Here is a 12,707-nt window from a genome sequence, read left to right on the forward strand (position 1 = left end):
AGGCTGGGCGTATGTGGCAGGCCGAGGTGCGCGTCGATCTGGACGCGATCCGTGCAAACGTGGCCCGGCTCCGGTCGGGCACCAGCGCCGAGTTGATGGCGGTGGTGAAGGCCGACGGGTACGGCCACGGCATGGTCCCGTCGGCGCGGGCCGCGCTCGACGCGGGGGCGGACTGGCTGGGGGTGTGCACCCTCGACGAGGCGTTGACGCTGCGCCGGGCCGGGATCACCGTGCCGGTGCTGGCGTGGCTGCTCGACCCGGGGCTGCCGCTGCACGAGGGGGTGGCGGCGGGGGTGGACCTGGCCGCCGCGAGCCTGTCCCAGCTCGACGAGATGGTCGCGGCGGGGCGGGCCGCCGACCGGCCGGCCCGGCTGCACCTCAAGATCGACACCGGGCTGTCCCGGGGCGGCGCGACCGTCGCCGACTGGCCGACCCTGCTGGAGGCCGCCGCGAAGGCCCAGGCCGACGGCCTGGTCGAGGTGGTCGGCGTGTGGAGCCACTTCGTGTACGCGGACTCGCCCGGCCACCCCACCACCGACCGGCAGTTGGCGGTCTTCCACGAGGGGCTGGCCATGGTCGAGCGGGCCGGCCTGCGTCCGCGCTACCGGCACCTGGCCAACTCGGCGGCCACCCTGACCCGCCCCGACACCCACTTCGACCTGGTCCGACCCGGGATCGCCGTCTACGGGCTGTCGCCGATCGCCGGGCAGCAGTTCGGGCTGCGTCGGGCGATGACCGCGCGGGCCCGGGTGATGCTCGCCAAGCGGGTCCCCGCAGGCACCGGCGTGTCGTACGGGCACACCTACACCACGACCGAGGAGGCGAACCTGGCGGTGGTGCCGCTCGGCTACGCCGACGGGGTGCCCCGGCACGCCTCCAACGTGGGGCCGGTGCAGCTCGGCGGGAAGCGGCGCACCATCTCGGGCCGGGTCTGCATGGACCAGTTCGTGCTCGACTGCGGCGCGGACGAGGTGGCCGCCGGTGACGTGGCGACCCTGTTCGGCAGCGGCGACGACGGGATGCCCACCGCCGACGACTGGGCCGAGGCGGTCGGCACGATCAACTACGAGATCGTCACCCGGTTCGGCGGGGTCCGGGTGCCCCGGGTCTACGACGGGACGCGCCCGTGAGCGCGGTCAGCCGGTTCCGGGTGCCCCGACCGAGGACCGCCGCCGGACGGGTCGCCGGTGTGGTCGGGGCCGCGGTGGGGGTGGCCGCCGCCGGGCTGGCCGCCGGGGTGGCCACCGAACGGGCCCTGGTCCGCCGGCTCAAGGCCGACCCCGCCGACCCGTACGCCGGGGAGGACTTCGGCGCGCAGCGGTACGACGAGGCGTACCGGCTGGAGTTGCCGGACGGCACCGACATCCACGTCGAGGTGGTCGAGCCGACCCGGCCGGTGCCGGGGCACCCGACGGTGGTGCTGGTGCACGGCTTCTGCCTGGACATGGGGACGTTCCACTTCCAGCGTCAACTGCTGGCCGAGCGGGGCGACTACCGGGTCGTCGCGTACGACCAGCCGGGGCACGGCCGGTCGGGGCGGTTGGAGACCGGCGAGTACGACCTCGCCGCACTCGGCCACACCCTGCGCCGGGTGATCGACGCGACCGCCCCGGAGGGGCCGCTGGTGCTGGTCGGGCACTCGATGGGTGGGATGACCATCATGGCGTTCGCCGAGGCGTACCCGGAGTTGTTCGGTGACCGGGTGGTCGGCACGGTGCTGATGGCCACGTCGGGCGGGTTGCTGGCCGAGACGAAGCTGGTCGCGCCGGCCCTGCTCGGCCGGGTCGGCTCGCCGGTGCTGTTCATGATGAGCAACGCCACCAGGTACGGCGGGCTCGTCATCGACCGGGCCCGGAAGTCCACCTCGAACGTGGCCTGGCTGCTGACCCGCCGGTACGGCTTCGGCACCCCGAAGCCGAGCCCGGCCCTGGTGTCGTACGTGGAGCGGATGAACTCCCGGACGTCGGCCGACACGGTGACCCGCTACCTGCGGACCCTGGCCACCCACTCCCGGTTCCCGGCGTTGGCCGCGCTGAGCGGCACTCCGGTGCTGGTGGTGGTGGGCGACAAGGACATGATCACGCCGGTGGTCCACTCGGACGAGATCGTCCGTCGGCTGCCGCACGCCGAATACGTCAAGATCCGGGACAGTGGGCACGTGGTGATGCTGGAACACGCCGACGAGGTCAACGCCGCGCTGGAACGTTTCCTGGAGGCGTTGTGAGCGTGCGCGTCACGTTGCCCACGGCCGAGGACACGCACGCCTTCGGCCGTCGGCTCGCCGGGGTGCTGCGCGCCGGTGACCTGCTGCTGCTCACCGGCCCGCTGGGGGCCGGCAAGACCGCCCTCACCCGGGGCCTCGGCGTCGGCCTGGGGGTACGCGGCGACGTCACCTCGCCGACCTTCGTGATCGCCCGGGTGCACCGGCCGGATCCGGCGCGCGGCGGCACGGTGGCCCTGGTGCACGCCGACGCGTACCGGCTGGGTGACGCCGCCGACCCGCGCGCCGAAATCGACGACCTGGACCTGGACGCCTCGGTGGACGACTCGGTGACCGTGGTCGAGTGGGGCGAGGGGCTGGTCGAGCAGCTCGCCGACACCCACCTGCGGGTACGCATCGACCGGCGCGACGACGACTCCCGGGTGGTCGAGTTGGAGCCGGTGGGCGGGGACTGGGCGGACCGCCTGACCGCGCTGGGCTGACCCGGCCCTGGGGCGCGGGGTGTCGTACCCGCTGCCTAGAGTGCCGGGGACTTCGTTTGTGAAAGGTTGCCGATGCCCGACGACACCCCCACCCTCGACCTGCTGGAGCTGCTGCCGCAGGAGTGGCGTGCCGTGCTCACCCCGCACCTGGACCCGGCCCGGACGGCGGCGCTCGCCGAATTCGTCGCCCGCGAGTACGCCACCCAGACCGTCTTCCCGCCGCAGGAGGACCTCTTCTCCGCCTACCGGCTGTGCGGTCCGCAGCAGTGCCGGGTGCTGATCCTCGGCCAGGACCCGTACCACAAGGCGGGGCAGGCGCACGGGCTGAGCTTCAGCGTCCGCGAGGGGGTGTCGGTGCCGCCGTCGCTGCGCAATGTCTTCAAGGAGCTGAGCGAGGACCTCGGGGTGCCCAAGCCGCGCAGCGGCAACCTGGACGGGTGGGCGGCGCAGGGTGTGCTGCTGCTCAACGCGGTGCTGACCGTCCGCCAGGCCAGCCCCGGTTCGCACGGCAACTCCGGGTGGGAGGAGTTCACCGACGCGACCATCCGCGCCCTGGACGCCCGGGACGAGCCGGTGGTCTTCCTGCTCTGGGGTGGCTACGCCCGCAAGAAGGCGGCCCTGGTCACCAACCCCCGGCACGTGGTGCTGGAGGCCGGTCACCCGAGCCCGATGAACCCGCGTGGGTTCCTGGGCAGCCGCCCGTTCAGCGCCACCAACAAGGCACTCGCCGACGCCGGGCTGCCCCCGATCGACTGGGAGCGCTCGGCCGGCTGACCTGCGTGGCCGCCGTCCCCACCGCGTGGTGGTGCGCCGCATCGCGGCGTGGTGGGGACACGGCGCTGCGTTTCGTCGGCGCGGTGCTCACCGCCCGGTCCGGTCGGCCGGGCCGACGTCCGGGGCACGGCCGTCGGCGGCGCGTTGCCGGTGCCGGCGCAGCAGCGCGGCGGCCCGCGGGTCGGTCAGCTCCACGGCGACCAGCGGGACCACCCGGTAGCCGCGCTCCCCGTGCCGTACCTCGATCGCCGCCGGGAACTCGTCGCACATCTGCGCGCGGATCTCGCCGTACCGGGTCATCCAGAGGTGCTCGCCGGGTTCCTCCGGTTCCAGGTGCAGGCCACCGAACTCACCCCACCTGGCGTTCCAGCGCTGGCCGTAGGCGGCCGTCAGCCAGGCGGTGAACCGGGCGGAGTCGCACCACCGGACGGCGATCTCGACCGCGTCGACGGGTACGGGCGCACCCTGCAGCAGCGCGGCGGTGCTGCCGGTCAGCAGGTGGGGCAGGTCGCCCAGCCGGTCGAGCAGCCGGTCCAACCCCAGCTCGTCGATCCGGTCGGTGGTCGACCGCCCGGCCAGCGCGTCCATCTCGGCGTCGAGGTGGTTGTCGAGCTGCTCGGTGGTGACGGCGAGTTGCCGGCCGAGGGCGGCGAGAAGGCGCTCGACCAGGTCGAGGCTCGGCACCCGACCACCGCGCTCGACGCGGGCCACCGCGCTCTGACTCGTCCCGGCCCGATCCGCCAGTTGCTGCTGGGTGAGCCGCTGCGCGCTGCGTTCCCGGCGCAGCAGTGCGGCGATCTCCGTGGCGAGCCGACCACTCTCAGTCATCCAGGCATGATGATGTGCCGGCGGTGAGCGGTATGCCTGTGAGTCATATTTATGACTCACAGGCATACCGTTCTACGTCGAATACCACTCCCCACCCTGGCCGGCTCCTCATGCGGCGGTCCGCCGACGGGGCCAGCAGCTGGACCTTCTGTCGCAGGCGGGCGGGGCGAAGCCGCCGGCGGCGGGCCCGGGCCCACCGGCCAGGAACAGGGACAGCACCGACGGCCGGAGCCCAGGGGCGGCGGCAGGGGTGAGGGCGGAGTCAGGGCAGGCGCGGCAGGGGGAGAGCGTGGGCGGGGCTGCTGGCGAGGGGCGGGCGGGGTGTGGCCGGGCGGCGCGGGTGGCCGGCTAGGCTGGCTTACCGTGCTCGTACTGGTGGTGGACTCCTCGACCCCCGCGGTCACCGCGGCGCTGGCCGAGGTCACGGCGGACGGCGTCGCGCTGCGGGCGCACCGGTGCACGGTCGACGCCCGCGCCCACGGTGAACTGCTCGCCCCGCAGGTCGAGGCGGTGCTCGCCGACGTCCACGCCCGACCGGCCGATCTCGACGCGATCGTCGCCGGGCTCGGCCCCGGACCTTTCACCGGGCTGCGGGTCGGGCTGGTCACCGCCGCCACCATGGGCCAGGTGCTCGGCGTCCCCACGTACGGCGTCTGCTCGCTCGACGGCATCGGCCACGCCCCGATGCCTGACAACGCCGGCACCGCCGCGCCCGCCGCCGTCGGCGACGGCACGGTCCGGGAGCAGCGGGTGCTGGTCGCCGCCGACGCCCGGCGCAAGGAGGTCTACTGGGCGGTCTACGGCGACGGCCGGCGGATCGTCGGGCCGGAGGTGGACGCCCCGGCCGTCGCCGTCGCCCGCGCCCGCGAGTTGGCCGTCACCGTCGCGGTCGGCGACGGCGCCCACCGGTACGCCGACGTGCTCGGCCTGCCGCTGCGCGCCGAACCCCGCTACCCGGACGCCGCCACACTTGTCGCCCTGGCCGCCGAGCGGGTCCGGGCCGGGGCCGCCGGCGAGACGCTCACCCCGTTGTACCTGCGCCGCCCGGACGCGGTCGCGGCGACCAGCCGTAAGTCGGTGCTGCCGTGACCGTCCGCATCGAGCGGTTCCGCTGGTGGCACGTCGCCGAGGTGCTGCCGATCGAGGCTGACCTGTTCGGTGCCGAGCAGTGGTCGCCGGCGATGTTCTGGAACGAGCTGGCCAGCGGCCACCACTACCGGGTCGCCCTGGACACCGACGGGTCGCTGCTGGGCTACGCGGGTCTGACCGTCGATCCGGACGGCGAGTCGTGGGTGCAGAACATCGCGGTCCGCCGGGACGCCCAGCGGCGCGGGATCGGCCGGGCGCTGCTTGCGGACCTGCTCGCCGAGGCGGCCCGGCGCGGGATCGACAGTGTCCTGCTGGAGGTGGCCGTCGACAACGCCCCCGCCCAGCGGCTCTACGCGACGTACGGGTTCGAGCCGATCGGCGTACGACGGGGCTACTACCAACCGAGCAACACCGACGCGCTGGTCATGCGGCGCGACGCGGAACCGGGTGCGGACGGGACGGACCATGGCTGACGAACCGCTGATCCTCGGGATCGAGACCTCCTGCGACGAGACCGGGGTGGGCATCGTGCGCGGCCACACGCTGCTCGCCGACGCGTTGGCCTCCAGCGTGGACGAACACGCCCGGTTCGGCGGGGTGGTGCCCGAGGTGGCCAGCCGGGCGCACCTGGAGGCCATCGTGCCGACCATGGACCGGGCGCTGCGCGACGCGGGGGTGACCCTCGCCGACATCGACGCGATCGCGGTCACCTCCGGCCCCGGCCTGGCCGGGGCCCTGCTGGTCGGGGTGGCCGCCGCGAAGGGTTACGCGCTGGCCGCCGAGAAGCCGGTGTACGGGGTGAACCACCTGGCCGCCCACGTCGCGGTGGACACCCTGGAGCACGGTCCGCTGCCCGCGCCGGCGATCGCCATGCTGGTCTCCGGTGGACACTCCTCGCTGCTGCGCGTCGACGACCTGGCCCGGGGGGTGACCCCGCTGGGCGCGACCATCGACGACGCGGCAGGTGAGGCGTTCGACAAGGTGGCCCGGCTGCTCGGCCTGCCGTTCCCGGGTGGCCCGTACATCGACCGGGAGGCGCGCTCCGGTGACCCGGCGTCGATCGCCTTCCCGCGTGGCCTGACCGCCGCGAAGGATCTCGTCGCCCACCGCTACGACTTCTCCTTCTCCGGATTGAAGACGGCGGTGGCCCGCTGGGTGGAGGCGCGGCGGCGGGCCGGTGAGTCGGTGCCGGTGGCCGACGTGGCGGCCGCCTTCCAGGAGGCGGTCTGCGACGTGCTCACCGGCAAGGCGTTGGCCGCCTGCCGGGAACACGGGATCGACACCCTGGTCATCGGCGGGGGCGTGGCGGCGAACTCGCGGCTGCGGGCGATGGCCGAGCAGCGGGCGCAGCGGTACGGCATCCGGGTCCGCACGCCCCGGCCGGGGCTGTGCACCGACAACGGCGCGATGGTCGCCGCGCTCGGGTCGCATCTGGTGGCCGCCGGGGTACGTCCGAGCCGGCTGGACCTGCCCGCCGACTCGGCGTTGCCACTGACCACGGTCAGCGTGTGAGGGGAGGGACCGACGTGATCGTACGGATGTGGGAGGCGCGGGCCGAGTCGTACGGCTTCGCCGACCTGATCACCTGGGTGTGCGAGACGGCGCTGCCGGAGTTCGAGCACGATCCGCTGCACGTGTCCAGTGAGGTCTTCTCCTCCACCGACCACCGGGTGGTGGTCGTCTCGAAGTGGCGCAGCAGCCCTCGGTCGCTGCCCGAGCCGCCGGCCACCCTGCTCGCCCGCCCCCCGCACTCCTGGGACTTCACCCAGGTCGACCGCTGACCGGCCGCCCGGTGCCGGGCCCGGACAGCCGGACGGCCCGCCGGCGGTGGTGCCGCCTGCGGGCCGTCGGGTCAGTCGCGCCGGGTCAACTGCGGCGGGTGATCCGCCAGGTCGCGTAGCCGCCCGCGCCGAGCGCGAGCAGGAAGACCGCCCAGACCACCGTGGTGCTCACCCCGACCGACGGGCCGGAGGCGGCCCCGGCCTGCGCGGCGGCGACCAGCGAGTCGTTCTGCGCGGCCGGGATCGCGGCCGGCGGCATCTGCTGCCAGCGGACCAGCCCGGTGCTCTCCAGCATGGCCATGTGGTCGCCCACGAACTTGTTGGCCTCGTCGGCGAGCTTGCGGACGGTGTTGTCCCGGGTGCTGGCCCGGACCGCGCCGATCACCGGGAAGATCTTGCCGTGGGCCAGCCGGAGCCGGGTCACGAAGATCTGGTCGAACTGAGCACCGGAGGCGTTCTGCATCTCGGTCAGCCACCCCTTCTGCTCCGTGGTGGGATCGGTGGGCAGCGTCGCGCCCAGCTTGTTGGCGGCCTGCACCACCAACTCGTCGAGGACGCCGTGCTGCCGGGCGATCTCCGCGCCGACCTCCCGCACCCGCGCGGACTGGCCCTTCTCGGCGGCCATCGTGCCCGCCGGCATCTCCCACAGGCCGGCCAACCGGACGCCGTTGAGCAGCGTCATGTCGGCGGCGTTCAACTGGACGCCGGGTGCGGCGACCGCCATGCCGGGTAGCACGACCAGCCCGGCCAGGAAGGTGACGAGCAGCACCGCCACCCGGTGGGTCCGGTGCCCTCGCCGACGACGTACGGAATCCAGCGGTGCCATGCTGCGGTGCCTCCTCGATCCGGCCGACCTGTCCTGCCGGGCAGCGACCCCCGGCTGCCCGTCCGCCCACTGGTACGGACTGTCGGGCCGATCAGTTCACCGGGCGGCGCACGAGTCGGAAGGGGACCGTTCAGGCGGCGTCGAGCGGGTCGGCGAGGAGCCGTTCGAAGGCCAGTTCGGCCGCGCCGATCAGGGCCGCGTCGTCGCCGAGTTTCGGGGTACGCAGCCGGACGTGTTCCAGGCAGGCGGGCAGCCCGGTCTCGTTGAGCCGGCTGCGGACCTGGGCGGCGGCGGCCAGGTAGAGGTCCCGCATGGTGCCGCCGAAGATGACCATCTCGGGGTTGAAGATGTTGACCAGGTTCGCCACCCCGAAGCCGAGCCAGTCCCCGGCGTGCCGGACGGCGGTCTGGGCGCGGGCGTCCCCCCGGTCGGCGGCGTCGAAGACGGCCAGCAGCGCGTCCCGGCCCCGGGCGTCGGACCGGCCGGCGGCCCGCAGCAGCCCGTACTCGCCGATCTGGGTCTCCCAGCAACCCCGGGAACCGCACTCGCAGGGGGTTCCGTCGCGGACCACCACCATGTGGCCGACCTCGCCGCCGTACCCGCCGTGGCCGGTCAGCCGGCGGCCACCGGCGATGATGCCGGCGCCGACGCCGACGTCCCCGTACAGGTAGATGACGTTGTCGCAGCCGGCGGCGACGCCGCGGGCGTGCTCGGCGAAGGCGGCGACGTCGGCCACGTTGCCCACCGTGACGGGCAGCTCGACGCCGAGTTCGACGGCGAGGGCGGCCCCGATCGGCTCGTCCACCCAGCCGGTGGTGGGACCGAGCCGAACCAGCCCGTCGGCCTTGCGGACCATGCCGCAGACCGCGACGCCGGCACCCACGCAGATCGACTCCGGCGGCACCCGTTCCCGCATCTGCTTGAGGGCGCCGGCCAGCATCGGGACGGTCTCCCCGGCGTCGAGGTCACGTGGCCTGTCGAGTTCCCGGCGGTCGAGCACCTCGCCGCCGAGACCGACCCGCGCGGCCCGCAGCCGGTCCACCTCGATCGAGTACGCGTACGCGTAGACCCGGGCCGACTCGGGCCGGACGACCAGCGACGGTCGTCCGGCCCGGCCGGTCTCCTTCGGTGTGCCCTCGCTGACCAGGCCGGCCCCGGCCAGGTCGGCGGTGAGCGCGCCGATGGTGCTGCGGTTGAGCCCGAGGGCGGTGGTGAGTTCCGCGCGGGAGGTGGCGCCGTGCACGTGGACGTGTCGGAGCAGCGCCCCGAGGTTCTGCCGTCGGATCTCGTCCTGGCTCGGTCCTACCCGCATCGTTGGTGACACCCCGTGTTCCGCCGCTGGCGTACGCGGATCAGCGGGTGCCGGAGGCGGAGGCGCGGCGGCGCGACAGCGCGTCCACGCTGGCCGCGAGGAGCAGCACCACACCGGTGACGACGTACTTCACCCCGGCGCTGTAGCCCATCAGGCCCATGCCGTTGTCGATGACGGCGACCACCGCGCCACCGAGCACGGCGTCGAGGACCCGGCCCTTGCCGCCGAAGAGGCTGGTGCCGCCGATCACCGCCGCGCCGACGGCGTAGAGCAGCACGTTGCTGCCGCCGGTGTTGGGGTCGACCGAGTTGGCCCGGCTGGCCGCGACGATGCCGCCGACCGCCGCCATGGACGAGCAGATCACGAAGACCGAGATCCGGATCCGGTCGACGTTGATGCCGGCCCGACGGGCGGCCTCCTTGTTGCCGCCGACGGCGTAGACGTGCCGGCCGTAGCTGGTGCGCTGGAGCACGAAGGTCCAGACGATCAGCAGCACCGCGATGACCGGCACCACGATCGGCACGCCCTTGAGCGAGTTGATCAGGACGTTGCGGCTGCGCTCCTGGTTGAGGATGTAGACCGCGATGCCGAGGATCAGGGTCAGGCCGCCGATGCGGGCGAGCACCACCGCCATCGGGTCGGCGGTCAGTCCCCGGGACAGCCGCTTGCGGTACCGCAGCAGCTGCACGGCGGCGTACCCGCCGATGGCGAGGGCGGCCAGCGCCCAGCCGACGGCCGGGGGCAGGTTGCGGTTGGCGATCGCCACCAGCACCTCGTCGTTGACCGAGATGTTGGCGCCACCGCTGATCAGCATCAGCACGATGCCCTGGAAGGCGAGGAAGCCGGCCAGGGTGACCACGAACGACGGGATGCCGATCTTGGCGACCAGGAAGCCGAGCACGGTGCCGATGACCACACCGGTGAGGATCGCCGCGAGCACGGCCACGTACCAGGGGTAGCCGGCCTTGGTGGCGACGTTGGCCAGGATGGCCGCGCAGACCCCGCTGGCGAAGCCGGCGGACAGGTCGATCTCGCCGAGCAGCAGGACGAAGACCAGCCCCATGGCGATCAGGGTGACCGCCGCGCCCTGGGTGAACAGGTTGGCGAAGTTGCCGGCGGTGAGGAACGACGGCCGCATGATCGAGAAGACCGTGCAGAGCACGATCAGTCCGAGGACGGCGGGCAGCGCGCCGATGTCGCCGCCGCGTACCCGGCCCCAGTAGCCGCGCAGGTGGCTGCCGACGGTGGGCGGCGGCGTGACCGCCGCCGGGCCTTCCTTGCGCACGGCGGTGGTGGTCATCGAACGCCTCCTGGAGTGGTGTCGGCGGGTCCCGCGCCGGTGCCGTTGCCGGCGGTGACCGGTTCGCCGGTGAGACCGAGGTTGCCGGAACGACCGGCGGTGATCAACTCGACGACCTGCGAGTGGGTGATGTCGGTGGTCTTCACCTGGGCGACCATCTGCCCGAGGTAGAGCGCGGCGATCCGGTCGGAGACCGCGAAGACGTCGTTCATGTTGTGCGAGATCAGCACCACGGCCAGCCCGTTGTCGGCCAGCCGGCGGACCAGTTCGAGGACCTGGGCGGTCTGTGCCACGCCCAGTGCGGCGGTCGGCTCGTCGAGGATGACCAGCTTGCTGTTCCAGAGCACCGCCTTGGCGATGGCGACGGTCTGCCGCTGCCCGCCGGAGAGGCTGGAGACGTGTTGGCGCAGCGACTTCACCGTCCGTACGGAGAGCCCGGCGAGGGTTTCCGCCGCCATCTGTTCCATGGTCGGCTCGTCGAGCACCAGCCCGCTGTGCTTCTCCCGGCCGAGGAACATGTTCTGCACGATGTCGAGGTTGTCGCAGAGCGCGAGGTCCTGGTAGACGACCTCGATGCCGAGCGTGGCGGCGTCCCGGGGGCTGTTGATGGTCACCGGTCGGCCGTCGAAGAGGAACTCGCCGGCGTCGGCCGGGTAGATGCCGCTGATGCACTTGACCAGGGTGGACTTGCCGGCGCCGTTGTCGCCGACCAGTGCGGTCACCTCTCCGGCGTGGGCGGCGAGGGCGACGTCGCGCAGGACCTGGACGGGACCGAAGCTCTTGTCGATCCCGCGCAGTTCCAGCAGGGGGGTCGCGGACACGGGGGTCTCCTTCGGACGGAGGGAAGATCTCGGAGCCCGTCCGGCGGCGAGCGCCGCCCGGCACGGGGTTCCGTGCCGGGCGGCGTCGCGTCGACGGGGTACGACGCTCGTCGTACGGTCAGCTGATGCCGTTGGCGGTGCAGAGCGCGGCGTACGCGCCGGTGCAGAGCTTCGCCTTGTCGACGTAGCCGTCGGCCACGACGTCCTTGACGGTCGCCTTGTCGATCGCCTTCGGCTCCAGCAGCACGGACGGGACGTCCCGGCCGCTCTCCGGGTCCTTGACCGTCTGCCCGGTCTCCTTGCGCTCGCCCTTGGCCACGGCGATGGCCAGCTCGGCGGCCGCGTCGGCCTCCTTCTTGACGGCCTTGTAGACGGTCATGCACTGGTCACCGGCGAGGATGTTCTGCAGGCCGGTCACGTCGGCGTCCTGGCCGGTGACCGGGACCTTGCCGTTGAGCTTGTTCTTCTTCAGCACCGAGATGGCCGCGTTGCCGAGGCCGTCGTTGGCGGAGAGCACACCGTCGATCTTGCCGCCGGTCTGGGTGAGCATCTGCTCGAAGATCGTGGCGGCCTGCGCCGGGTCCCAGTCCGGCACCGACTGGTCCGGGCCCTTGGTGTATTCCTTCGACTCGAACTTCGGCTTGAGCACCGAGTCGTAGCCGTTCTTGAACAGGGTGGCGTTGTTGTCGGTCGGCGAGCCGTTGAGGTAGGCGACCGTCGGGTTCTTGACGCCCTTCTCGGTCAGGCACTTGACCAGGCCCTCGCCCTGGAGCTTGCCGACGGCCTCGTTGTCGAAGCTGACGTAGTACTGGGCGGAGCCGCCCAGGGTGAGCCGGTCGTAGTCGATCGTCGCGACGCCCTGCGACTTCGCCTTGTCCAGCACGGCCTTGCCGGTGCCGGAGTCCAGGTTGACGATCATCAGGGTGGTGACCCCGCTGGTGATCATCTGGTCGGCGATGGTCTGGAAGGCGTTCTTGTCGTTCTGGGCGTTCTGGATGTCCGACTCGACACCGGCGGCGTCGAAGGCGGCCTTGAGGAACCTGCGGTCGGCGGTCTCCCAGCGGGCGGAGGACTTGCTGTCCGGCAGGATGACGCCGATCTTCGGCTTCTTGGCGGCGTCGCCGCCGGCGTCGTTGCTGCTGGAGTCGTCGCCGCAGGCGGCCATGCTGCCGGTGGCCAGCAGGCCGACGGCGGCGAAGGTGAGGAAGCCCTTGCGCATCTGCACGGGTCCTTTCGAGGGTGGGGGAGGAGTGGTCGGTGTTTTGTTGTGTCC

14 protein-coding genes are annotated in these 12,707 nt (G+C 72.8%); 8 read left to right on the plus strand and 6 right to left on the minus strand.

Features of this window, described 5'->3' with window-relative positions; translation table 11 throughout:
- Positions 1 to 11: 11 nt before the first annotated feature.
- The 4 genes from alr (at position 12) to ung (ending at position 3,477) form a co-directional block, all read left to right on the plus strand.
- Positions 12 to 1,130 carry an alanine racemase gene (gene alr / locus ACWCHM_RS00435; RefSeq protein ID WP_204957739.1) on the plus strand — a complete coding sequence of 373 codons (1,119 nt, stop codon included), beginning with the start codon at positions 12 to 14 and terminating at the stop codon, positions 1,128 to 1,130.
- Complete coding sequence (locus ACWCHM_RS00440; protein ID WP_454221236.1) at positions 1,127 to 2,224, plus strand: alpha/beta fold hydrolase; 1,098 nt, start codon at positions 1,127 to 1,129, stop codon at positions 2,222 to 2,224. Before alr ends, ACWCHM_RS00440 begins: the two co-directional genes overlap by 4 nt.
- Entirely contained in the window at positions 2,221 to 2,703 is a 483-nt protein-coding gene (tsaE, locus tag ACWCHM_RS00445) for a tRNA (adenosine(37)-N6)-threonylcarbamoyltransferase complex ATPase subunit type 1 TsaE (protein ID WP_454221237.1), read from the plus strand. Before ACWCHM_RS00440 ends, tsaE begins: the two co-directional genes overlap by 4 nt.
- Before the next feature lie 72 nt (positions 2,704 to 2,775).
- Entirely contained in the window at positions 2,776 to 3,477 is a 702-nt protein-coding gene (gene ung / locus ACWCHM_RS00450) for a uracil-DNA glycosylase (RefSeq protein WP_281902820.1), read from the plus strand.
- Positions 3,478 to 3,564: 87 nt separating this feature from the next.
- On the opposite strand, the gene ACWCHM_RS00455 is transcribed toward ung, so the two are convergent.
- On the minus strand, positions 3,565 to 4,305 hold the full coding sequence (locus tag ACWCHM_RS00455) for a helix-turn-helix domain-containing protein (RefSeq protein ID WP_454221238.1): 741 nt from the start codon (positions 4,303 to 4,305) through the stop codon (positions 3,565 to 3,567).
- A 363-nt stretch (positions 4,306 to 4,668) separates the two neighbouring features.
- Between ACWCHM_RS00455 and tsaB the strand changes: the two genes are divergently transcribed.
- From tsaB to ACWCHM_RS00475, 4 genes are read left to right on the plus strand one after another with little or no spacing between them, the layout of a single operon-like run.
- Positions 4,669 to 5,394 carry a tRNA (adenosine(37)-N6)-threonylcarbamoyltransferase complex dimerization subunit type 1 TsaB gene (gene tsaB / locus ACWCHM_RS00460; protein ID WP_204957744.1) on the plus strand — a complete coding sequence of 242 codons (726 nt, stop codon included), beginning with the start codon at positions 4,669 to 4,671 and terminating at the stop codon, positions 5,392 to 5,394.
- Complete coding sequence (gene rimI, locus ACWCHM_RS00465) at positions 5,391 to 5,867, plus strand: ribosomal protein S18-alanine N-acetyltransferase (protein WP_204957745.1); 477 nt, start codon at positions 5,391 to 5,393, stop codon at positions 5,865 to 5,867. The genes tsaB and rimI overlap by 4 nt, the downstream gene beginning before the upstream one ends.
- Positions 5,860 to 6,906 carry a tRNA (adenosine(37)-N6)-threonylcarbamoyltransferase complex transferase subunit TsaD gene (gene tsaD, locus ACWCHM_RS00470; RefSeq protein ID WP_454221239.1) on the plus strand — a complete coding sequence of 349 codons (1,047 nt, stop codon included), beginning with the start codon at positions 5,860 to 5,862 and terminating at the stop codon, positions 6,904 to 6,906. The genes rimI and tsaD overlap by 8 nt, the downstream gene beginning before the upstream one ends.
- Before the next feature lie 14 nt (positions 6,907 to 6,920).
- Positions 6,921 to 7,175 carry a hypothetical protein gene (locus ACWCHM_RS00475; protein ID WP_204957747.1) on the plus strand — a complete coding sequence of 85 codons (255 nt, stop codon included), beginning with the start codon at positions 6,921 to 6,923 and terminating at the stop codon, positions 7,173 to 7,175.
- Positions 7,176 to 7,260: 85 nt separating this feature from the next.
- Here ACWCHM_RS00475 and ACWCHM_RS00480 read toward each other — a convergent pair whose 3' ends face one another.
- The 5 genes from ACWCHM_RS00480 to ACWCHM_RS00500 all read right to left on the minus strand — a co-directional run bounded on the left by ACWCHM_RS00480 (position 7,261) and on the right by ACWCHM_RS00500 (position 12,653).
- Positions 7,261 to 8,001: a DUF4142 domain-containing protein gene (locus ACWCHM_RS00480; protein ID WP_204957748.1), complete on the minus strand. Its 741-nt coding sequence runs from the start codon at positions 7,999 to 8,001 to the stop codon at positions 7,261 to 7,263.
- Between the two features lie 130 nt (positions 8,002 to 8,131).
- Entirely contained in the window at positions 8,132 to 9,313 is a 1,182-nt protein-coding gene (locus ACWCHM_RS00485; protein WP_204957749.1) for an ROK family protein, read from the minus strand.
- 40 nt (positions 9,314 to 9,353) lie between these two features.
- Positions 9,354 to 10,613: a sugar ABC transporter permease gene (locus ACWCHM_RS00490; protein WP_204957750.1), complete on the minus strand. Its 1,260-nt coding sequence runs from the start codon at positions 10,611 to 10,613 to the stop codon at positions 9,354 to 9,356.
- On the minus strand, positions 10,610 to 11,434 hold the full coding sequence (locus tag ACWCHM_RS00495; RefSeq protein ID WP_088645777.1) for an ATP-binding cassette domain-containing protein: 825 nt from the start codon (positions 11,432 to 11,434) through the stop codon (positions 10,610 to 10,612). The genes ACWCHM_RS00490 and ACWCHM_RS00495 overlap by 4 nt, the downstream gene beginning before the upstream one ends.
- Before the next feature lie 118 nt (positions 11,435 to 11,552).
- Positions 11,553 to 12,653 carry a sugar ABC transporter substrate-binding protein gene (locus ACWCHM_RS00500; protein WP_204957751.1) on the minus strand — a complete coding sequence of 367 codons (1,101 nt, stop codon included), beginning with the start codon at positions 12,651 to 12,653 and terminating at the stop codon, positions 11,553 to 11,555.
- Positions 12,654 to 12,707: the final 54 nt, after the last annotated feature.

The organism is Micromonospora sp. SCSIO 07396 (assembly GCF_053667945.1).